Source organism: Bacteroidia bacterium, assembly GCA_033391075.1.
Taxonomy (GTDB): Bacteria; Bacteroidota; Bacteroidia; order J057; family J057; genus JAWPMV01.
Window position 1 is genome coordinate 212,102 of sequence record JAWPMV010000004.1, and the last position, 21,422, is coordinate 233,523.

The 21,422-nt window shown below is 41.9% G+C and carries 17 protein-coding genes; 11 read left to right on the top strand and 6 right to left on the bottom strand.

The window, feature by feature from the left end; translation table 11 throughout:
* Positions 1-90: 90 nt before the first annotated feature.
* The 4 genes from R8P61_34945 (at position 91) to R8P61_34960 (ending at position 3,628) form a co-directional block, all read left to right on the top strand.
* Positions 91-1,173 (top strand): histidine kinase, encoded by a 1,083-nt coding sequence (locus R8P61_34945; GenBank protein MDW3652327.1) that lies wholly within the window; start codon positions 91-93, stop codon positions 1,171-1,173.
* The gene (locus R8P61_34950) at positions 1,166-1,945 is read left to right on the top strand and encodes a LytTR family DNA-binding domain-containing protein (protein ID MDW3652328.1); all 780 of its coding nucleotides are present in this window, start codon (positions 1,166-1,168) and stop codon (positions 1,943-1,945) included. The genes R8P61_34945 and R8P61_34950 overlap by 8 nt, the downstream gene beginning before the upstream one ends.
* Positions 1,946-2,004: 59 nt before the next feature.
* Positions 2,005-2,367, top strand: a complete 363-nt coding sequence (locus R8P61_34955) for a DUF1801 domain-containing protein (GenBank protein ID MDW3652329.1) — start codon at positions 2,005-2,007, stop codon at positions 2,365-2,367.
* Between the two features lie 394 nt (positions 2,368-2,761).
* The gene (locus R8P61_34960) at positions 2,762-3,628 is read left to right on the top strand and encodes a hypothetical protein (protein ID MDW3652330.1); all 867 of its coding nucleotides are present in this window, start codon (positions 2,762-2,764) and stop codon (positions 3,626-3,628) included.
* Here R8P61_34960 and R8P61_34965 read toward each other — a convergent pair.
* Positions 3,621-4,334 (bottom strand): nuclear transport factor 2 family protein, encoded by a 714-nt coding sequence (locus R8P61_34965; GenBank protein ID MDW3652331.1) that lies wholly within the window; start codon positions 4,332-4,334, stop codon positions 3,621-3,623. The genes R8P61_34960 and R8P61_34965 overlap by 8 nt on opposite strands.
* A 65-nt stretch (positions 4,335-4,399) precedes the next feature.
* Positions 4,400-5,284, bottom strand: coding sequence for an AraC family transcriptional regulator (locus R8P61_34970; GenBank protein MDW3652332.1), 885 nt, complete (start codon positions 5,282-5,284; stop codon positions 4,400-4,402).
* Between the two features lie 123 nt (positions 5,285-5,407).
* On the opposite strand from R8P61_34970, the gene R8P61_34975 reads away from it, so the two are divergent.
* Together R8P61_34975 and R8P61_34980 are read left to right on the top strand one after the other, a co-directional pair.
* Complete coding sequence (locus R8P61_34975) at positions 5,408-7,744, top strand: helix-turn-helix domain-containing protein (GenBank protein MDW3652333.1); 2,337 nt, start codon at positions 5,408-5,410, stop codon at positions 7,742-7,744.
* Between the two features lie 105 nt (positions 7,745-7,849).
* Complete coding sequence (locus tag R8P61_34980; protein MDW3652334.1) at positions 7,850-8,821, top strand: NAD(P)-dependent alcohol dehydrogenase; 972 nt, start codon at positions 7,850-7,852, stop codon at positions 8,819-8,821.
* 21 nt (positions 8,822-8,842) lie between these two features.
* On the opposite strand, the gene R8P61_34985 is transcribed toward R8P61_34980, so the two are convergent.
* Both R8P61_34985 and R8P61_34990 read right to left on the bottom strand, forming a co-directional pair.
* Complete coding sequence (locus R8P61_34985) at positions 8,843-9,520, bottom strand: intradiol ring-cleavage dioxygenase (GenBank protein MDW3652335.1); 678 nt, start codon at positions 9,518-9,520, stop codon at positions 8,843-8,845.
* 102 nt (positions 9,521-9,622) lie between these two features.
* Positions 9,623-11,095: a PLP-dependent aminotransferase family protein gene (locus tag R8P61_34990; protein MDW3652336.1), complete on the bottom strand. Its 1,473-nt coding sequence runs from the start codon at positions 11,093-11,095 to the stop codon at positions 9,623-9,625.
* Between the two features lie 168 nt (positions 11,096-11,263).
* Between R8P61_34990 and R8P61_34995 the strand changes: the two genes are divergently transcribed.
* Complete coding sequence (locus R8P61_34995) at positions 11,264-13,696, top strand: DUF5916 domain-containing protein (protein MDW3652337.1); 2,433 nt, start codon at positions 11,264-11,266, stop codon at positions 13,694-13,696.
* Positions 13,697-13,729: 33 nt separating this feature from the next.
* Complete coding sequence (locus tag R8P61_35000; GenBank protein MDW3652338.1) at positions 13,730-14,248, top strand: DinB family protein; 519 nt, start codon at positions 13,730-13,732, stop codon at positions 14,246-14,248.
* A gap of 156 nt (positions 14,249-14,404) precedes the next feature.
* Here R8P61_35000 and R8P61_35005 read toward each other — a convergent pair whose 3' ends face one another.
* Positions 14,405-17,095: a LamG-like jellyroll fold domain-containing protein gene (locus R8P61_35005; protein ID MDW3652339.1), complete on the bottom strand. Its 2,691-nt coding sequence runs from the start codon at positions 17,093-17,095 to the stop codon at positions 14,405-14,407.
* 236 nt (positions 17,096-17,331) lie between these two features.
* Here R8P61_35005 and R8P61_35010 point away from each other — a divergent pair, with 236 nt between their 5' ends.
* The 3 genes from R8P61_35010 (at position 17,332) to R8P61_35020 (ending at position 20,506) form a co-directional block, all read left to right on the top strand.
* Positions 17,332-18,978, top strand: coding sequence for a tetratricopeptide repeat protein (locus R8P61_35010; protein ID MDW3652340.1), 1,647 nt, complete (start codon positions 17,332-17,334; stop codon positions 18,976-18,978).
* Between the two features lie 8 nt (positions 18,979-18,986).
* Positions 18,987-19,736, top strand: a complete 750-nt coding sequence (locus R8P61_35015; protein ID MDW3652341.1) for a S41 family peptidase — start codon at positions 18,987-18,989, stop codon at positions 19,734-19,736.
* A 302-nt stretch (positions 19,737-20,038) separates the two neighbouring features.
* On the top strand, positions 20,039-20,506 hold the full coding sequence (locus R8P61_35020) for a nuclear transport factor 2 family protein (GenBank protein MDW3652342.1): 468 nt from the start codon (positions 20,039-20,041) through the stop codon (positions 20,504-20,506).
* 48 nt (positions 20,507-20,554) lie between these two features.
* Here the strand turns inward: R8P61_35020 and R8P61_35025 are convergent, their stop codons facing one another.
* Entirely contained in the window at positions 20,555-21,382 is an 828-nt protein-coding gene (locus tag R8P61_35025) for a LytTR family DNA-binding domain-containing protein (protein MDW3652343.1), read from the bottom strand.
* Positions 21,383-21,422 lie beyond the last annotated feature (40 nt).

Sequence of the window (21,422 nt, forward strand, 5' to 3'; positions counted from 1 at the left end):
AATTTGGCCCGCATCATCTTCCTTTCGCCCCAGAATAAAGGAAAGAATCAGAAAAACAGGATTTTTTGACTAGCTTTTACCTCCTTTCACATGCTGGATGTGTCTATAGGGAGCGGTACCATAGCTATGCACCTGAACCAGATCAAATCCCTGTTTTTTAGAAAAGAGAGCCTGCTGCATCTCATGTTCTGGCTGTTTTTTGTATCCATCCTGAATGTGGACTGGAATGAAAACTGGCTGGACAGAAGCCTTCGTCCTAATACTCCCGCTCCCATTTCTGCCCTTCTATTTCCCGTTTTTTTCTACCTCAATGCCTTTTGGCTGGTTCCCCGCTTTCTGAATGGACCCAAATGGTATCGATATTTTCTGATTAGTTTCTTGCTGCTTTTAGGAGTTGAATTGCTTCGTGCAAGTATGTTTGCCTTGAGCTTTCCCAAAGCTGATTCTTTTTTCTCCAGCATTTTCTTTGAAATACTTAGTCGTGAAAATCTGGTCCTGGGTCTGCCCAATTCGATGTTTTTTGCCTTTGTCTTTTCTCTGGCCTATCGCTTTACCAAAGACCGCATCAGCAATACCCGAACCATACAGGAATTAAGAGAAGAGAAGATTGCCCTCGAACTCAGTGTTCTCAAAGCGCAAACCAATCCTCATTTTCTTTTTAACAATCTCAATGTCCTGGATGACCTGATCGAAAGGGATAAGGAGGAGGCCAAAGCCTACCTTCACAAGTTGGCCAATATTTACCGCTATTGGTTGGGACAGACGGAGCAGGATGTGGTGAGTCTTGAAGAAGAATGGAAGTTTGTAGATGACTATATCTATTTGCTGGAAAAGCGTTTCAATCGACTCTATGTGTTTGACAAAGTAAATGAGTTGTCGGATCTCAAAGCCTACCTCATTCCTCCAACTTCCCTTCAGGGCCTGGTCGAAAATGTAGTCAAGCATAATCAGGCGCAAGCAGATGATCCCTTGCAGGTCGAAATCAAAGCCGATACATCCGGCATCAGCATTTCCCATGAGAAACGACCCAAAATTCAGGCTTCGGATTCCAATGGAACGGGTTTGAAAAATTTGCAGGCGCGCTACAAACTCCTGGCTGATAAAGATATCCTGGTAGAGGATGGAGATCATTTTCTCGTTCGCTTACCCTTGTTGAAAAAAGTATATGGCTGAACAATTGAACATATTGGTATTGGAGGATGAGCAGGGGGCAGGTGAAAAGCTCATCGATATGATTCGCAGTTTCGCTCCCACCGCAAAGCTTGAATGGAAAAGAAGCATACTGGAGGGGCGTATATTTATTCAGGAACATCCCGAACTTGATCTTATTTATTCCGATATAGAATTGCTGGATGGAAATGTGTTTTCTCTTTTTGAAGAAATACATCCAAACTGCCCGCTCATTTTTTGTACCGCCTACAATCAATATTTTCTGGATGCTTTTCGCACAAATGGCATTGCCTATCTCTTAAAGCCCTACAGTCGGGAGCAGTTTGAGGAAAGCTGGAACAAATACCAACAGCTTTTCGCCCAAAAAGAAAGAAAGCCCGACTTTCAGCAGAGTTTAGAGCAGCTGAAAGCGACATTATCCCAAAAGTCAAATAGCCATAAATCAACCTTTACCGTCAAAAAGAAAGAAGGCATATTTATCCTGCGTCTGGAAGAGGTACTTTTCTTTCAATCGCAAGGGGATTTCGTATTGGCTATTGATCGGGCAGGCAAAAAGCATATTCTGAATTATACTTTGCAAAAATTGGAGGAGCTGCTTGATCCTAAAGCTTTTTTTCGCATCAATCGAAGTGAAATTATTCCCTTTGCTTCGATTCAACATTTCAGCCCTTATACCAAAAATCGACTGGCCATCAATCTCCTTGCTTCTCAGCAAGTCCTTTATACCAGCAATAGCCGGAGTCCCAAATTCAGAGAGTGGGTAGAAGCTCACTAGCAGCTATTTAGCCTGAGAATTCGTTTCTTATTTATACGCCTCCTCTAATTTATAATGCAATGAATAAGAATCCTGAAGTAGATCAATATTTGGACAAAAAAGCTCATCCCTTGACTACCGAAATTGAACGGGTGCGAGAGATCGTACTTGCTGCGGATGATCGGATTGAGGAAACTATAAAATGGAGCAGCCCGACCTTTATGTACAAAGGAAATATTGCTTCCTTTTTTATGAATGCGAAAAAGTTGGTAAGCCTGATGTTTCACAAAGGAGCTACGATAGATGATCCACATGGATTGCTGGAAGGCGATGGGAAAGAATCCCGTGTTGCCCGTTTTCATGGCATGGAGGATATCGAAAAGAAAAAAGAGGCACTTCAAGCTGTCATAAGGGCCTGGATAAAGATGAGGGATGAGGCTTAAACAATCTGTCCCCCTGACCAAAACTTAAGGGCCTCACGTTATTTCTACATAAACATGGCAGATTTTATTTTGCATCGATGATTGTTGGCAGCTTGTTTAGGTCCTTCGACTTTGCTCGGGATGACAGCTCGTCATAAAAAAAGCGGATATGCCCGTCCTGGCCATACCCACTTTACATAGATGATGGGATTGATAAAAACCCCAAACCCAAATACACAATATTAATTATTCAAGGATTCCATGTTTGCGTAAAAGAGCCGGCAACTGCTGCCGCTTTTCATCATGACAGTTGGCATTCCATTTTCCCCTATTGCCATTCGTATTTAAGCAGTAAAAATTTTGATAAAAGCAAGGAAGGACGTTTCTTCATTCCTCCATTTAATAAGTAAACGCCTTGAAATCCATTGCCTTTCTGACTTCCTCCAATTTTCCCAAACTGACACCCAGCGATAAGCTTGTTGCGGATTATTTGGAGTCTCATGGTTTCCATACAGAACTTGTAATTTGGGATGATCCCAATTTGAAGCTGGAGACCTACGAGCTTTATCTGGTACGATCGGTTTGGGACTATCACAAACGCTATGAAGAATGGATGGCTTTTCTGGATAAACTGGAGCAACATAATTGTATGGTTCAGAATCCGATCTCTGTACTTCGCTGGAATTCTAATAAATCATACCTCCAGAATTTTCTAAATAAAACGAATCAGCTTCCTCTTCGAATCCTGAAAAAAGGAAGCAATTGGGACCTGGCAGCATATATGGAGAAAGAAAAGTGGGAAAAAGCCGTAATCAAGCCGGTCATTTCTGCCAGTGGATATAAAACCTGGACCTGTAAGAGAGAAGATGCAGCAACCAGGCAAGGAGAGTTAGATTCCCTGCTTTCAGAGCGCGATCTTATCCTTCAGGAATTTTCACCCGAAGTAGTGACAGAGGGGGAATGGTCGCTGGTCTTTTTCAATAAAGTCTTTAGTCATGCCGTCTTGAAGCGAGCAAAAAAAGGAGACTTCCGGGTCCAGAGTGATTATGGAGGAACGGTCGATTTGCTCGAAGCTCCTCCCAATTCCATAGAGCAAGCGCAGGAAATTCTGAATGGAATCGAAGAAGCGATCTGCTATGCGCGGGTTGACGGAATTATCAGAGATGGGAACTTCTATTTGATGGAACTGGAATTGGTGGAGCCGGAATTATTTGTTGCAAACTTTCCCGGCTCTGAAAAACGATTTGGAGATGCCATTCTCCAAGTCTTGAAAACTACTTAGGTTTCCGTATGCTACATTTTGCTACGATTTTCCACTCCTTCCCAATCTTGAGCAGATTGAGGTAGTCTTCAAAATAGAAACTTTCAAAATCTGAGCGACTATGGGCGCGGGCCATATTTCCCACGATATCAATAGATATGAGTCGATTGATTCTTTCTCCAAATTTCTCCTCTGATTCCCGAACGATCTGATGAAACTGATCCTTATTCAGAAAATCATAGGCGCCTTCTTCATTGATAAAGTAAATCTTACAATCTTCTGTAAAACCCGATTTCAGCATTGCGATATCAGCTGTAGCCGTACCTTCGAAATACTGATAAACGGGCTTTAAGGCTTCTTTCTCAGCGGCATTCTTTTCCTCTTCTTCCCGATAAAAGATTTTGTTGGAGATATACCACTTGCCTTCCTCTTTAAGCAAATGAAAGAAATCGACAAAACGAAAGTCAGCATATTCCAGCACAATATGAGCACTTCCTATTTCTCCCCGATATTGAAAGGAAATATTTCTGGCCTTTCGATCATGCTTTTTCCCGATCGCTGGCCAGGAAAGAAATTCTTCTACACTTACTTCCTGCACTCGATCCTCTTTGAGAAATTTGATTTTGGCTTGGGGATGAAAAGCACTTCTTAATTGAGCTTTATTTCCCTCAGTTCCTCCCTCTACATAATTAGCTAATACTTGTTGAATTGCTTCTTTGTCAGTCATAGTTGGTGGATTATATAAATGATCCTGACAAAATTAGGCCTGCAAATGCCCTGGCTATATGCTGTTTAGTCCAAAGTATAGGAAGGAAGGTTCAAAGAAGCCTTAGGTGTGAGGCCATATTGATTTTTATAGAGTCGAATGAAATGAGAAGGATCTTCAAATCCGCAAGCAAAAGCAATCTCTGCCACTGTTTTCTCTGAGCTTTGCAGCAGAGCCTTCGCATGTTCCAATCGCTTGTGTCTGATCCAGCGTTTGGGGGGACTATTATAGAGTTCTTTAAACTTTCGTTTGAAAGTAGAACTACTCATTCCTGACAATTTTGCCAGATCTTCTACTTGCAAGGGGTTGAAGAGATTGGCTGAGACAACATCACTAATCTGCTGTTGCTTTGTGGAGAAAATCCCTTGCAAGAAGCTGAAAAAGACCGATTGGGGCTTTTGATCTGCCAACTCCAGCATGAATGCTTCTACTTTATTTCTCAGATGCTCTTCCAAATGATTGCCCCGATAATCGAAATAAGTCAACAATTGCTCTTTCAATTTCAGGTAGGAGGGATGCGTTTCGATCAAAGGGATAGAAGAATCGGGAACTGAGCTTCTCTCCTTCTCAGAAAAGAGAGCTTGATATTTTTTCCAGATCGGCTCTAGAAAGGCTTCATTGCAATACAAGGCCAGACTTTCGTAGTCTTCATCCGAAATATCCCGCTCACACATGAGATAATAGCCTCTTTTCAAAAGGATAACCTTGTCGAGTTTAACACTTATTTTTTCGCCTTGATAATAAAACCGTTTGGCTCCTTTTATCAGGAAAATCAGGCTATGCTCAGATAAAAAGGTAGGTGTTGATTCACAAGGCTCCGAACGTTGATATTCAGCCAAACAAACATGTTTCGCTTTTTTTAATCGCAGGGGATTAATTTCTTCCAACTGATCGGGAACTTTGCGTGTCATATATAAGGAAGTTACGAGGACTTTAATTGCTTTGAAAGTCGGCCTTCCAAATACCAGAAAAAAGGCGATAAGATTATTCTATCTCAGTATTTAGAAACTTATCTTTCCGTCCTAATCGATACAATGCTAGAAAGAAGTAAAAGGCAGTTGGCAGCGGTGATGTTCACAGATATTGTGGGCTATACAGCCTTGATGCAGGCAGATGAGGATAAAGCAGCAAAAGTACGGGCAAAGCACAGGTCAGTTTTTGAAAGAGAGCATCAAAGTCATCAGGGAGAGATTCTTCAGTATTATGGGGATGGAAGCCTGAGTGTTTTTAAAAGTGCGGTTGAGGCTGTCGAATGTGCAATTGCTTTACAACTTCAACTTCAATCCGGACTTGAGGTACCCATACGGATTGGCATTCATTTGGGAGACATCGTTTTTGACAAAACAGAGGTCTATGGAGATGGGGTGAATTTTGCCTCAAGGATAGAGAGTATGGGAGAAGCCGGGGCCATTCTTGTGTCTGATAAACTTAATGACGAACTCAAGAATCACGCACATATTTCAACCATTTCTTTAGGAGAATTTAGCCTAAAGAATATCCTTGAAACGGTTGAGATATTTGCAGTGAGCAATGAGGGAATCCGCATACCGGATATAGCAGAATTGAAAGGCAAGGGGAAGAGAAAACAGGATATGAAAAGTATTGCTGTTTTGCCCTTTGTGAATATGAGCAATCAGGAAGATAGTGAGTTCTTTAGTGATGGAATTACAGAGGAAATAATTAATGCCCTTGCTAAGATCGAGCAGTTAAAAGTTACCTCTCGTACCTCTTCTTTTTACTTTAAGAACAAGCAAATTCCCCTCAGCCAGATTGCCAAGGAACTCAAGGTTTCTACCATATTGGAAGGAAGTGTCCGAATTCATAGAGATGCCATCCGTATCACGGCTCAGTTGATTCAGGCAGATGAGGATTATCACTTTTGGTCAGAAACATGGGATCGAAAGCTGGAAAATATCTTCGACATACAGGATGAGATCAGTTTGCTGATAGCAGATAAATTGCGGGAGCATTTCGGCCACTTTGAAATCATGGACAGACTGGTAGACCGACAAACCCAGAGCATAACTGCCTATGAATATTCCCTCAGAGCCAAATACTACCAAAATAAATGGAATCCAGAGGATTCAAAAAAAGCCATAAGTCTGTATGAAAAAGCTTTGGAGATAGATCCTCAGCATGCACAGTCCTATGTAGGAATGGCGGATTGTTATAGTTTTCTGGGCACGACGGGTTTTCTTCCTTTCAATGAAGCCTGGAAAAAATCACATACCTACACCCTGCAAGCCTTCAAATTAAATAGGCAATTGTCAGATGTGTATTATCAGTTAGGCAATGAGGCCTTTTTCATCGAGGTCGATTTTCGGAAGGCTTTGATGAACATGAAACAAGCCCTCATTCTCAATCCCAATAATGCAGAGGCTCAGCAAATCATTGCCTATTTCTATATCGTTTCGGGAGAAAAGGAAAAAGCCCGAGAACATCTGGATATTGCTAATAGGATCAATCCTTTATCCGATGAAAATCACTTTTGGAATGCTCTGTATCATTACACCTTTGAAAACTATGGTGAAGCCCTGAAGCTCCTGAATATTTGTTTGGAATCTAATGATAAGAACATACCGGCCCATGCTGTCAAAACCATGGCCCTCCTGAAAATGAAAGCATTTGATGAGATCATTAATTATTATGATCAGGTACCTCAAGAGATTGTGGTCATTCAGGAGAAAACAGGGATACTTACGCTTGCTTATGCCTTGAAGGGAGATAAGCAGAAAGAAGAAGAACACCTGGAACTTTTAAAAACGAAGGCTAAGGAAGTTGTGGGGCAAACCGCTGATGGCTATTTATTCATGTATTACGCCAATACGGGGCAGTTTGATAAGGCTTTTGAGTGGGTAGAAAATGCCTTGAAAGGAAAAGCTTCTATGCTCTTACTCAGGTATGGAGATCCTTTGGTTGAAAATCTTCGGACGGATCCTCGATATACCGCCTACAAAGCCAGGATTTATCAACTAGGAGAATCTTTGCCTGAGGAGAAACAAAAGAAAGCCTTATTGGACGAAAGTCAGGCGAAACATTTTACGGAGCTCCTGTTGAAGTATATTGAAACGGATCGCCCTTATCTAGATCCTGATTTATCGCTTCGTTCTCTTGCCGAACAGCTAAGCATTCATCCCAACCAATTGTCCTGGCTCCTAAATGAGCATCTGGACAAGAACTTCAATGATTTTATCAATCATTATCGGGTAGAGACCTTCAAATCCCTCCTCTTAGATCCCAAAAATTCTGCGATAACCATCATGGGCCTCGCTTTTGAAAGTGGCTTTAATTCCAAAACTACCTTCAATACCTTTTTCAAAAAGGAAACGGGCATGACGCCTCGCCAATTCCAAAAATTCCAGCAAGCATAGCGTCCCGAATCTCAATTTGTTCGGATTTATAATCCCGAACGATTCTCTCCTGCCTGTTCTTCATATTTGTATCATCAATCATTTAACAATACAAACATGGAGAAAATGAAAGCAGTAGAATACGAAAATTATGGAGGCCCCCAGGTAATGAAGCTGAAAGAAGTATCCAAACCTGAACCCCAGGACAATGAAATCCTGCTTAGGATTCACGCCACATCCGTTACGGCAACTGAAGCAACCTTCAGAAAAGGAGAACCCTACTTTTCCCGACTTTTCACGGGAATCCAAAAACCCAAAATCAAGCGATTAGGAGAAGAATTGTCGGGTGTTGTAGAAGCCGTAGGAAAGGATGTGAAAAAATTTAAAGTCGGAGATGAAGTATTTGGTACAGCAGGTCCTGGCTTTGGCGCAAATGCTGAATATCTCTGTGTAGCCGAAGAAGGCGTATTGACTTTCAAACCCGAAAATCTCAGCCATGCAGAAGCTGCTGCCAGTGTGGATGGTTTTCTGACAGCCTTGCCTTTCCTCCGAGATCAGGGCGAAATCAAAGCCGGACAGGAAGTTTTGATCTATGGTGCTTCCGGAAGTGTAGGTTCAGCAGCCGTACAGGTAGCCAAATATTATGGAGCAAAGGTTACGGCTGTTTGCAGTACTGCCAATGTAAAACTAATGGTCGAGATCGGTGCGGATAGGGTAGTGGATTATAAAAAAGAGGATTTTACTCAGCTTGGCAGAAATTATGACATCATATTCGATGCGGTTGGCAAAACAACTTTCTCCAAATGCAAAGATTCGCTAAAAGAGGGAGGGATCTTTCTGGAAGCGGGTATGAGCCTGTCGGGATTTGGCCCGGTACTATGGACAGCTATTTTTGGGCGAAAGAAAATGCGGATTGCAGCTACTGGTTTACGCGCTCCACATTTGCGCTTGAAAGATTTGGAACTGCTAAAAGAGTTATTGGAAAAGGAAAGTATAAAAGCCGTGATTGATCGAAGCTATCCCCTGGAACAAATTGCAGATGCTCATGCCTATGTGGATTTGGGTAGAAAAAAAGGGAATCTGGCGATTGTGATTTAGATCTGCCAGATTCCCAGGGCCTCAGCCCGCTACTTTGATTATCTTACTTATCGTATAGCCATCGGTAACATTTCCCCCAATGGTATCTACAATATTGCGGCTCAAAGAATCCCTGAATGATCCGTCACGATTATTGGAAGTGTCGAAATCTCCTTTGTAATCGGAAGTTGCATATACCTCATTCGAAATGTCTTCCGGAAAGGCAACCTGACTGACCAAAAGGGAATTCTCATTGCCATCCAGAATTTCAATATGGAGGTGAGGAGCCCTGCCCGGATACCAACCTGGATAGATACTAATGAAGGAGGCAGTCCCATTTGCATTCGTTTTTTGCCTTCCCCTGAGAAAGTGATCACTGGTGAAATTCCCATCCAGCTGTCCGTCATACTCAGAATAATTTCCCTGAGCATCACATTGCCAGATATCAACAAAGACATCAGCCAGTGGTGCACAATTGTCATTGGTATTCTGAACGATAAAAGTCATCATCAAAGGTATTCCAGAGCGATCTCCTATGATATTTTCTCGCACCCAATCTGCGGGTGATTTTATAGGAAATGGTCCGGCAATTTCGCTGGGGGTAACATTGCAGGAGGAAGGATCAACATTTCCTTCTTCACAACCCGTTAAGACCGAAGGTATTGCAAAAATAGAACTAAGCCCCCAGGCTCCTTTGCGTAAGAATTTTTTTCTATTCATAATTTTCCTGTAGAAGTATTGTGATATACCTATTAGACATCGGGAGAAAGCTCCTTCCCCCATCCAAGGGAAGATTTTTTCAAGGATATGTCTCCCTTTTTATCAGAGTACCTTTTTCAATATACCAATGGCATTACTTGCTTCTTCCTCGCTAAGAGAGGCAAATCCCATTCGAATGGCGTTTAAATGATTGTTTTTGTCATCGTGAAAAACGGATTTAGAAATAACCAGGCCTTTCGTTAAAGACTTTTTCCGCAAGTCGGGCAAAGAAATAGCCGGATCAAATTTCACCCAGGCTGCCATTCCTCCTTCCGGATCGTCAAATTCGATAGCGCTTCCCAATTCTTTGCGAAGGAGTTGGCAAAAATGATCTCTGCGTTCGTGGTATTTTTTGAGCGCCTTTTTGAAATAACGCTTGATCTCTCCCTCATCGAATAGCATAGAAATTGCCCGTTCCATCACGATATTTCCATGACAATCTATAAAACGACTTAGCCGGCTGATATGTCGAATCAATTCTTTGCTTGCAACGATAAAACCCATCCGTAAAGCCGGAGCGATGGTCTTGCTCAGAGAACCCACATAGATCACATGCCCACTTTTATCAAGACTAGCCATAGGCAGGATTGGACTACTATTGTAATGAAAGTCATAGTCATAATCATCCTCTATGATGGCAAATCCATATTGATGGGAAAGCGTCAATAATTTCATCCGCCGATCCGCTCGTAGAGAAACGGTTGTTGGATTATGGTGGTGAGGCATGATAAAGACAGCTTTGATTCTCTCTCGTTGACAAGTCCGCTCAATCTCATCAACATCTATCCCGTAATCATCGACAGGCACTTCCAGAATCTCTCCGCCAGCGATTCGGATAATATTATTTGCTACCTGGAAGCCCGGAACTCCTACGATAACTTTATCCCCTGTTTGCAAAATTATTTGAAAAATATTGAAAAATGCCATGAGACTTCCTCTTGTGATCATAAGGTTATCTATATCTATCTGAATGCTTCGACTAGCTTGTAGATGTTGAACCAACTGCGTCCTTAAATTAAGGTCCCCGCAAAAATCAGTACTGTAATTCATGAGTCGATTTGACCGCTTCCCTTTCATCAAGCTGCTTAAATTACTGGATAGCGATACGAGCGGTGCGAGCCGGATATCCGGATAACCTGCATCAATTACCAAAGGTTCAGCCCTGAATGGGTCCGGTTCAAAATGAGAGAGATAGGAAAACTGATCCTCAAATTCGAAAGGAGTATGAGAAATCTGCATGGGATAGTCTGCATCCGCAAACTGTCTGGGATGAAGCTGGGGTAAAATAGAACTGACATAGCAACCGCTATTTAGTTTAATCTCCAACCATCCTTGTGATTCTAATTCTTCATAGGCCGTAATCACTGTTCTCCGATTGATGGCTAATAATGCCGCCATTTTCCTGCTTCCCGGCAATTTATGACCCGCTTGGATCATGCCTGCATGGATATTTTTGATCAATGCATTGGACAATTGAAGGTATAGAGGGGTTCTGGAGGAACGATCCAGATGAAGCATGGTTTTAAAAGGAAGCATAACTGGTCTACATGATTTATAAAAACTGGAGTAGTCTACTGCTCCAGTTAAGCTATACTTTTATTCTGTACTTCACTACTGGATGGTAGATTTTCTTTCCCCGAACTGGAAAAATAGGGAATAGAACCCCATTCGGTCTTGAGTTTTGGACCTTCTAAATCAGATAAAATGAAAACTCATCACACTTCACAAACAGATACCCAAAAGCCCCTGGCAAAGCATAGCATTTTTAGCCGGATAGTGAAACTGATCAGAGTACTATTTATTTCGACTACTTATCTGAAAAGCTCCTATCGTCTGCTCAGTCTCAATAGGCAAACTCAGGCAAAACTTTCCCCGGATAAGGATATAAACGCCCAGCAAAATCGCAATGTATATGAACGTTATGGGCGGCTCCCACAGGCTCTGGTTCTTTTCAAAATGTTGGCTCTTCTTTTTTGTACTTCTCAAACGGTCTACGCACAAAATCAAATTCTACAGGCTCAAAAAATTGACCATCAGATAATTCTGGATGGCAAGGTTACGGAACAGGAATGGGCAAATGTAGAAATCATTCCTTTAAGCCAAAAGGTGCCCAATGCCGGAGATCCTCCTACACAGAAAACAGAAATTCGTCTTGCTTACGATGAAGATTACCTCTACCTATCCGGGAGGATGTTTGACTCAGAAGTTGATAAAATTGTGGCAAACAGTAAAAAACGGGATGATTTTACGGAAAATAGCGAATGGTGTGGTTTGCTCATTGATTCTTACAATGATAGAGAAAATGCACTGGCTTTCTTTGTAACCCCTACGGCTTCAAAACTGGATATGGCTTTGGCAAATGATATACAGGGATTGGGTGCTTTCAATCTAAGTTGGAATGCCTATTGGGATGCAGCTGTGACCCGAACGGAAGAGGGATGGTTTGCTGAAATGCGGATACCCTGGACGACGCTCCCCTTTGAAGAAAAAGAAGGTAAGGTGATCATGGGCATTACGACCTGGCGATACCTGGCCCGAAATGATGAAACGGATATTTTTCCTCCCAGAGATTTGTCTACTGGTAGTTCCTTTCGCCCCTCTCTGACTCAAAGGTTTGAGTTTTCAGCAATCAACTCCAAAAATCCTATTCATATTACGCCCTATATTTTGGGGGGAATGGCTCGGACTACAGAATATATTCCTAATCCTGAATCTTACCATACCCAGACTGCTATAAAAAAGGAAGTTGGTCTGGATGCGAAAATTGCCTTGAGTAGTAATGCGACTTTAGATGTTTCGCTCAATACTGACTTTGCACAAGTAGAAGCAGATGATCAGCAGATAAATCTGAGTAGGTTAAATATATTCTTTCCAGAAAAACGACTCTTCTTCCAGGAAAGAGCAGGTTTGTTTGATTTCAATTTTGGAAGCTATGATAAATTATTTCACAGTCGGAGGATAGGTATTGTAAATGGGGCTCAGACCAGGATTTTTGGAGGCTTAAGAGCCGTAGGAAAATTTGGAAATTGGGAGAGCGGCTTTCTATCAATGCAAACGGCGGCACATGAGGAGCTTGGTTCTGAGAATTTCACAGTATTTCGACTCAGAAAAAGAGTGTGGAATGAAAATTCGAACATTGGCTTAATCTATACGAATCGTGCCGACTTTAAGGGGGATTTTAATTCTGTCTATGGGCTTGATGCAAATATCCGCTTTCTTCCGCAAAACTTTCTCTCCTTTAGATGGGCTCAAAGTTTTACGGATGGGCAAGAGAATAAGCTCAACTCTTTAGATGCAAGTAAGTTTTATGTAGAAGTGGCCAAACGCTCACAAAAAGGCTTTACCTATAATGTCAATTATGGTAGGTCCGGAAAAGAGTTTGTCCCGGGTATAGGATTTGAGCATCGACATGATTTCCAGAAACTGGCTGCAAATCTTTCCTACAATATGTTTCCCTCAAGGGAGTCAAAGATTGTGCAATCGGGGCCTTACATCCTGGCTGATTTGACCTGGGGAAATGAAAACAGGATTTTGGAATCCAGATTTATTCACCTGGGGTACAATGTGCTGAGTAAATCAGGCTATAGCTTCGATCTTCTCTTACAGGCAGATGCAGAGGAACTTCTATATGAATTGCCGCTGACTCATGATATTGCTTTAGAACGTGGAAAATATCAATTCAATTCTCTCCATGCTTCAGTTAGTAGCCCGAGTTCGCAAGGCTTCTCCTATTTTGCCAGTCTTTCGAGCGGAGGTTTTTATCATGGTAAAAAGAGTACCATTCTGTTTGCACCGGCAGTCAATATTACCCCTGATTTGATTCTGGAAGGAAATTATGAATACAATCTTCTCCATTTTCCCTCTGAAGCCGCAGCTATTCATGTACAATTGAGTAGGCTAAAATTCCTGTACACCTTTAGCACCAAATTGAGCCTTAGTGCCCAATTACAACATAATAACGTTTCCAAATCTTATCTGGCCAGTTTGAGGCTCCGCTTCAATCCCAAAGAAGGCAATGACTTCTATCTCGTCTATAATGGGGGACTCAATCAACAGACTGATCGCCGGAGTCCCTGGTTAGCCATGAGCAGCACACAAACGATTTTCCTCAAGTATAGCCATAGCTTTCATTTATAATTCAATAGGATTTACCTCAATTTTATCAAAAATATGATAGTTACAGATCTACAAAAGCAAGAGTATGATGAGAATACAGCCCACTACCTGGGGCTTGTACCGGAAGGAGAACTCCTGGACTTAATGCAAAAGCATATGTTGTTTTGCATAGAGTTTTTCTCCAAGATTCCCGAAGACAAATGGGCGTATCGGTATGCCCCCAATAAGTGGAGTGTTCAGGAGGTTTTACAGCACATGATCGATACAGAACGGATTTTTGCCTATCGGGCGCTAAGATTTGCACGAAATGACCAAAGCCATCTGCCGGGATTCGAAGTAGATGATTATGTGTCGCCTGCTAAAGTTCATTTACGTCCCGTTAAGGATATGATCGAAGAGTACCGCTTTTTAAAAATGTCGAATATTCAGTTCTTCAAGAGTCTTGACAGGGAGATGCTCCTGCGTTCAGGCATGGCAAGTGGCTACGAAATCTCTGTTCGCGCAATAGGTTTTAAACTCATTGGGCATGAGATTCACCATACAAAGGTGCTGGTCGAACGCTATTTAAGCTAATCGGAGATCAGAAAAAAGCGCATACAAATGGTGCAATTTCTATGCATGTCTCCTGCAGGCAGAAAGCAGAAATTATTTTCAATAAACACCTATTGCCAAAGCCTGAATACGTATTCAGGCTTTGGCAATTCCATTGAGGAAAAGGAAGGTTTGCCGCTAATGTAGCAGGTATAATTTTTTATGTATCACATAATTTCCCATTTGTAATTGTAGTAGATAGACCCCATCTGTTTGGGCGGAAAGATCAATTTGATGCTCAATAAAAAGAGTCCTATGCCAGGCTTGCTCTGCGATCATTTTCCCTCTCAGGTCAAAAAGCCTCATCTGAATGTCCTCTATTTGATCCAGCTGGAGTTCAATTCGGAAATTTGCATCTGATGGATTAGGGTAAACCTTAAGAGATTCTATGGGAGAAAAGGCTTCGCGACCTGTGCTGTTTTGTGTACATAACTCTCGCAATTCTAAGTCATTCAAGGCACATCTATACAAGCTTAGATCGCTTATCGCACCTTTGAAAAGACGGTTTGGCCTGCCAGTTTCTGCCGTTCCTATCTGAAAATTAGTACTCATATTGGGGAGTACAAATAGAGAAGCATCTATACTTCCAATGTGGACGCTGTCTACAAAAGCTGCAATGCTATCAGCATCTCTTCTTATTGCAACAGTATACCAGGTATTCAATTGGAAATCATAGTCTCCCAGCCAATTCCATCCATTTGAAGGACCTACGATAAAACTTATTCCTTCATCCCCCAACCAAAAAATCCATTTTCGTGTTGTTCCGGGTCCATTGGAATGTCCCATGAGGTAATATCCTCCATCTGGTCCAAAGGCATCTATCCGTACACAAGCAGTGAAGGTGAATTCGTCGGTTCCGAACGTGAGGGCTGGATCATCTGCTACATCAATTCGGTCATTTCCATCAAATAGGTAAGCCGAATTGGGATTGCCGAAATTGTCCTGGGTAAGAGTCGCTCCAAATACCGTCCCATCCAGACCGTGAGGACCTCTATCATTTGCATCCCCATTGAAGTCATAATGTACGACCAGACAACTATCCAGATTGTTAGACATGAAAACCGAAATTGTATCACTGCCAATACAACCTCCTGATCGAACCGTTACATAATAATCACCGGCTTGATTTACCGTCAAGGTTCTACTGGTATCTCCGGTATTCCATGCATAGCTTGCCCCTGGATTTTTTGCATCCAACACAATAGAGCCTCCCGGATTAATCACGACATCCGGGCCCAGATTTACAGAGACAGGATTGCCCACCTCTATCCAAACGCTGTCCCTGACAATAGAACCAGCAGCATCTGTGACACTTACAGTATAGCGCCTTGATATTCCCGGTGAAGCTGCAGGATTAGGGATGTTCGCAGCATTCAAATTAGTAGTGGGAGTCCAGCTGTAAGTATATGGAGGAGTACCCCCAGAGACGGTAGGCGAACCCCCAATCTGAACACTTTCTCCTTCACAAATGGCCTGATCAGGTCCTGCCTCAGCACGAATCTTGAGGGAATTGCTGCAGTCAATGAGCCAGGAACAGGCTGTAGGACCTCCTTCTGCACCCATATCATTACGAGTATTACCCAAAGAAGGCGGAGAACAAACATCATTGTATTGACTGGCAGGATCACCAGCATCGATGGAAGGGGAACCAGGCACGATTCGCAAGTCATCTGTACTAAAGAAGAGGGGATTTAGGGCAATATTTCCAGTCCCGGGAAAAGAGTTCTGAACATTGCTGTAGGTGGTACTTACTGTCCCTTGAATCTGAGCTGTTGGATGAAAAAATACAATGCTGTTCCGTAAGTTTACGTTACCCGTTCGATTGAAAATACCATCAAAGCTGTTGTAGGCTATGGTGGAATTCGTGATATCCAGATTACCCGAAAATATGTATATGCCCCCTCCTTTGGCCGAGCTTCCTGCCCATACTCCTCTCCAGTACAAAGAGTCATAGCCAAAGATGCTATTGCTGATTTTCCCGTAATTGAGCCCAAGCGTGTATAAAGCCCCTCCATCGTTTACTTCAGCACTCGTATTTGCATGGGCAGCAGTTGCATTCCCATTCAATTCGCAGGCCTTAAGTTCGAGGCTATCCGCATCTATATAAATTCCCCCTCCATAGCTAAATGAGGATTGAAAAGGATTGCCATTAGTAGAGATGTTATGGTTGTAGCTAATCTCTGATTTTTCAGCATACAAGCTGCCCGTAGAATAAATTCCCCCGCCGGCTGACCAGACAGAGCTACGCAGCCATTCATTCACATTATATCTTACTGCACAATTGAGCAGACGAAGGGAACCTTCATTGTAAACTCCTCCTCCAAATCGACTGCTGCTATAGTTGCCGATTATTTCTGTACAATTCAGGGTCAACTGTGAATTTGTCCATACTCCTGCTCCATGATCTGTGCTGCTATTATGTATGATTCTGCAGTTTCGGATAGTTGGAGAAGAATTATTTACCCTAATCCCTCCTGAAGTTGAACTGTCAATTCTGCAATAGGCCATTTCTGAGGCTGGATTACTAAAATTGAACTGGATCCCTCGCCAACCGCTGATAGAATCCGATTTGGTAAAATAAATGGAATCCGTAGGGGCTCCCACGGCAGTTAGTATACCCCCCACTTCAAATAGGTAATCTCCCTGAAAAATGACTCTCACACCTGCCTCTATTGTGAGGCTGGAAACGAAAATATCCCCTGACACGCAATAAGGAGAATTGGCTTTGGTCCATACCTGGTTGATCATGTTGCCAGATACAGGCGAATTCCCGAAAAGAGGGCTTGAAAGGAAAAGGAAAATGAGAATAAAGGTACTGTTTCTGTTCATGGCTAAATGAATTAATGCTTGATGAATAGCTTGTTTATATACCTATTACCCTTTTTGCCCAATTATTCGCCTGCTTATCCGAAAAAAATATAGATAAAAATTTAACTACCTGATAAGCAGGGCTTTATAAGAAAAAATTCTTGAAATGCGAAAAAATCAGTTTTTCAGGTAATAGGAAATAAAGGAAGGCAACAGAACAGATCTTCAAATATTTACTATTTTGATTTAACTCAAAAATGGACAAAAACTTCCCGATGTTGGTATCCCCTAAGTTGAGCTGGATAGGATTTTTTTCTCTTCTCTTACTTACTGCTTGTCAAAAAGGAGAGAATTATTCCGAGCATAAGATCAGTTGGTACATTCAACAGATCGATGAGGCCACTGATTACCAGAAATCATATGAACAAGAATATTTTTACCTGAACCAGCTAGGTGAATTTTGTAAAAAAGATTCGCGGGACTGTCCTTCTGTGTTATTGGCAAAAGGGATATTACTATTCAAGACGGCTTACTACGACAGTGCCCTTCTCGTACTGGATCGTCATCAGGATGCGCTAAGCGAGAGCGGCAGCAATACCTACGAGCGAAGTTTGGGTAATTACTATCGAGCAGCTACTTATACTTTTAAGGGATCCTTTCAAAAAGCCTTCCCGATTATACAGGCTCTGCTTCGAAAGACAGAAAACAAGAACAATAGAAATGACAGCAGTTTGTATGCGAGCTCATTATTTACCCTGGGGGTAGGCTACAGCAATCCGGCGGAAGGCAAAATGGATTCTGCTCTTATCTGTTTGAGGAGGGCATCTCATTTTCAAGCTGAAATTTGGGGAGCTAAAAGTGAACAATTGGGGAAATCCCTAAATTTTTTGGCACAGGCATTTCTTCTTGTTCAAGCTTGTGATTCTTCAGAATATTATTACCTGAAAGCGATAGATACTTACCAGCAATTAGCTCAAGAAAAACAGAACGATCTCTGGGTTTCTTACAATGGGTTGGCGAGCGTCATGATTGCTGGCTATTGCAAAAGGAATGATTATGCCCGAGCGCTGAATCTCTTACATCAGGCAGTATCGATTAGCGACTCTCTGGCGGATAATAATCCCAATAAAGTTGTCCCTTATGCGAGTAGGGGTAGGCTCTATCAGGCTATTGGTGATTATTACAGTGCAATTGAAAATTATAAACTGGCTTTGTCGGATGATTTGCAACATCCCAATTATCCCATTCTTCTTTCCAATATCGGGGCGGCATTTGCCTCTATGGAAGATTATCCGCAAGCCATTAGTTATTTTAGGTCTGCCCTTTCTTATCCTAAAGCAGGAGGAGTATTTCGTGCCTTTTGGCTCAATAATTTGAGTACTGCCTTTATTGGCCTGGGGGAAATTGATTCCGCTAAAATATATGTAAAGAAAGCTGATGCATTCAAAGACATTGTTTCCAGGGTTTTTCAATCAGAAGCGACCGAATTCCATGCTTTGCTATATACCAATTATGGAGAACTCTATCGAAAATTAGAAGATTACCCCCTCGCAGAAAGCTACTACCAAAAGGCCCTAAAAGTTCGGCAAGAATCACAGGACGCTAATATTAGCCTGACGTATCAGAAATTAGGCGAAATTTATAGAGTTCAAAAAATGCCGGAACAAGCCTTTGCTTTTTATCACAAAGGACTTACAAGCATCGGCTTGTCAAAAAGCCAAGTTGCCAAACCGGATCCCCTCAACTTAGATCAGCCTTGGCTTCAAAGACCCCTCTACCTTCTCCTTAGTTCCCTGGCGAAGAACTGGGAACTGAAATATCAAGAAGAAGCCTCCCTCAGTTCCCTTGAGAAGGCCTACGAGCATTACAGCTATAGTCTACAGATCGTAGACAGTATGTTGTAGCCTATCTCATTAGTTATCTTTTCGAGGGGGAACCCATTCATTTGTCTGATTATTACTATAGATATCAGGACAGTCGACATGGCATTTATACCAAAAAAGACCTCCCGGGAAAAAGACTTCCCAATATTCCTGTTTATGTATTGGTAAATAGTCGAAGTGCTTCTGCTGCTGAATCTTTAGCATATATGTTAAAACACCTGAAAAGAGCCACCGTCATTGGAGAAATAACGATGGGCGCAGGAAATGGAGCGATGACCCATAAAATCAATGATAGATTCTCTGTGACCATTGCTTCTGAAACTACCATAAATGCAGTTACAAAGACCAGTTTTGAACAAGTAGGTGTACTTCCGAATGTGAAAGTCTCAAGTGAAGAAGCATTTGATACTGGATATCGCCTGGCATTGAATTACTTAAAAGAACATAATAGCAGGAACATAGCCCCTTCGAATTATGAATCTGTCATTGAATTTCTTCCTGATTCCAAAAGTCAAGCAACAATCGATAGTAGTACCTACAAAAAATATACAGGCACCTATAAAAATGGCCCCATAGAAATCAGGGTTTCAATGAATGATTCAAATCTATACGCAGAAGTAGTCGGTAGAGGAGGGAAACTTAAATTAATTCCTAAAGGGGATCATAGCTTTCTGGTAGATAATTTGAAGGAGAGAATACAGTTTGTCCTGGATGACAATCATGAAATTGTCAAACTGATAGGAATTGATAGTCCTATGGATTTGAATAAGATAAAGTGATCTAAAAAGAGCAATATGGGAGTGGATAGGAGAGGATGAATCAGCCTCTCATTTTAGGCCCAAAACAAATACTTCTCCAACATCTTTTGAGAAATCCCTCGATGCTGAGACATTTCTCTAATGCACACACCTTCCCATACGGTTCATTCGCCATTTATCCAGTCCTTTCACCCGAATCTTCTTTTGCAATTTCCTGACAATCTGCTACTTGGGATTGAATTTTATGTATCACCAGGCATTCATTTTATTCCATATTTTCCCTCTAGCGGAAAGTGAATGCTAAAACTTTTAATCCCAAATTTATGAGAACCACATTCGCTTTCACTTGTGTCCTCCTTTTCTTGGTCGGAATGGAGGCATACGCGCAGAAACCTGCTCAGAAGGATCATCCCGTGAAAGAACTTTACCTCTCTACCATCGATGCTTTTAATGAAGGAAATCTGGAATTGTTTTTGGCAAACTTTTCCTCAGACATTCGAATGTATGGAACGGACGGGAACTATGTCGGGAAACAGGCCTTGAGAGATCGATTTCAGGTGATTTTCAAACAATTTCCCAATAAGAGGATGGAAATTCCTGAGCTGGAAGTTGAAGTATTATCGAAAGACAATGTCCTGGTCAATTTTAAATGGTCCCTCTACCCCATGGGAAGAGGCCCTTCCTATCGGGGAGTCGGTTCAGGGGTGTACACCTTGAGAAATGGAAAATGGATCGAGATTCTGGAGGTTGAGACCGTTACAGAAGTCGATAAGGAATTGATGCAAAAATGATCTCAGAGAGGCTGTTCCTTCAGGGGCAGTCTCTTTTTTTACCTAATGCTATTCGATCTTTATCAGACTACGGATCGTTGAAGAATAGCTTTTACTACTGGTGATCGCCTTAAGTTCTGGTCGGTCAAATAAAATGACATATCGACTATTAAGGTGAGGTTTGATTTGTTTGATGTGGACGGTATTCACAATAAACTTACGGTGGATCCTCATAAACTCCTTGCCGAGTCGTTTCTCCAGAAAAAGCAATGAATAATCGCAGAGCATTTTATTTCCCTTGAGGTCAAAGACGAAAGAATAATTATCGAAGGCCTCGAAATAGACAATATTTTCAACTGAAATGAGCAAGATACTTTCCCCCTGTCTGACCGGTATTTTTGCAATGGGGTAGCCCTCCTCCATCCGGGCTTCTTGCTCCTTTGACATAGATTGAGGTCTGATTTCTGCTTTGGCTTCTAACGGAAACAACTGATTATTTAGAAAGAAACTCAGCCCCAGCGCCATGGATATGATCCCATTAGTCAGGTAGGTGCTCCCCGCAGCAAAAGCTCGATAGGCTTCATGTGAAAATATCAGATTCTTGATGATGTTTTCCACTTCGGAGGCCAAAAATCCGATTAAAAAGAATCCCAGAATCAAGCTCACATATAATTTCCATTGATCCTGAAAATATTGTTGAAGTCTGCTTTTGTGTGCTGCTATGCTGAGAAGGCTATAGCCGATGAGAAAGCAGGTAGAAACAGAAAGTATGATCCATTGGAACCAGTTGAACAGACCATGAATGAAATAGTTGGCCGTACCAATGCTAACAGCAATCAGGAAAATATGGGGTAAATATCTATTAACTTTTTTTGAAAGGAGCTGGTCGAACTTCATACGTTCTCTATCTTATCTAGAGGTCGGGCCTCCAAAGACA

Bases quoted from the DNA above. Each gene is read 5' to 3' on its own strand.
- R8P61_34945 (MDW3652327.1), top strand. From the start codon at position 91: ATGCTGGATGTGTCTATAGGGAGCGGTACCATAGCTATGCACCTGAAC.
- R8P61_34950 (MDW3652328.1), top strand. From the start codon at position 1,166: ATGGCTGAACAATTGAACATATTGGTATTGGAGGATGAGCAGGGGGCA.
- R8P61_34955 (MDW3652329.1), top strand. From the start codon at position 2,005: ATGAATAAGAATCCTGAAGTAGATCAATATTTGGACAAAAAAGCTCAT.
- R8P61_34965 (MDW3652331.1), bottom strand. From the start codon at position 4,334: ATGACTGACAAAGAAGCAATTCAACAAGTATTAGCTAATTATGTAGAG.
- R8P61_34970 (MDW3652332.1), bottom strand. From the start codon at position 5,284: ATGACACGCAAAGTTCCCGATCAGTTGGAAGAAATTAATCCCCTGCGA.
- R8P61_34975 (MDW3652333.1), top strand. From the start codon at position 5,408: ATGCTAGAAAGAAGTAAAAGGCAGTTGGCAGCGGTGATGTTCACAGAT.
- R8P61_34980 (MDW3652334.1), top strand. From the start codon at position 7,850: ATGAAAGCAGTAGAATACGAAAATTATGGAGGCCCCCAGGTAATGAAG.
- R8P61_34985 (MDW3652335.1), bottom strand. From the start codon at position 9,520: ATGAATAGAAAAAAATTCTTACGCAAAGGAGCCTGGGGGCTTAGTTCT.
- R8P61_34990 (MDW3652336.1), bottom strand. From the start codon at position 11,095: ATGCTTCCTTTTAAAACCATGCTTCATCTGGATCGTTCCTCCAGAACC.
- R8P61_34995 (MDW3652337.1), top strand. From the start codon at position 11,264: ATGAAAACTCATCACACTTCACAAACAGATACCCAAAAGCCCCTGGCA.
- R8P61_35000 (MDW3652338.1), top strand. From the start codon at position 13,730: ATGATAGTTACAGATCTACAAAAGCAAGAGTATGATGAGAATACAGCC.
- R8P61_35005 (MDW3652339.1), bottom strand. From the start codon at position 17,095: ATGAACAGAAACAGTACCTTTATTCTCATTTTCCTTTTCCTTTCAAGC.
- R8P61_35010 (MDW3652340.1), top strand. From the start codon at position 17,332: ATGGACAAAAACTTCCCGATGTTGGTATCCCCTAAGTTGAGCTGGATA.
- R8P61_35020 (MDW3652342.1), top strand. From the start codon at position 20,039: ATGAGAACCACATTCGCTTTCACTTGTGTCCTCCTTTTCTTGGTCGGA.
- R8P61_35025 (MDW3652343.1), bottom strand. From the start codon at position 21,382: ATGAAGTTCGACCAGCTCCTTTCAAAAAAAGTTAATAGATATTTACCC.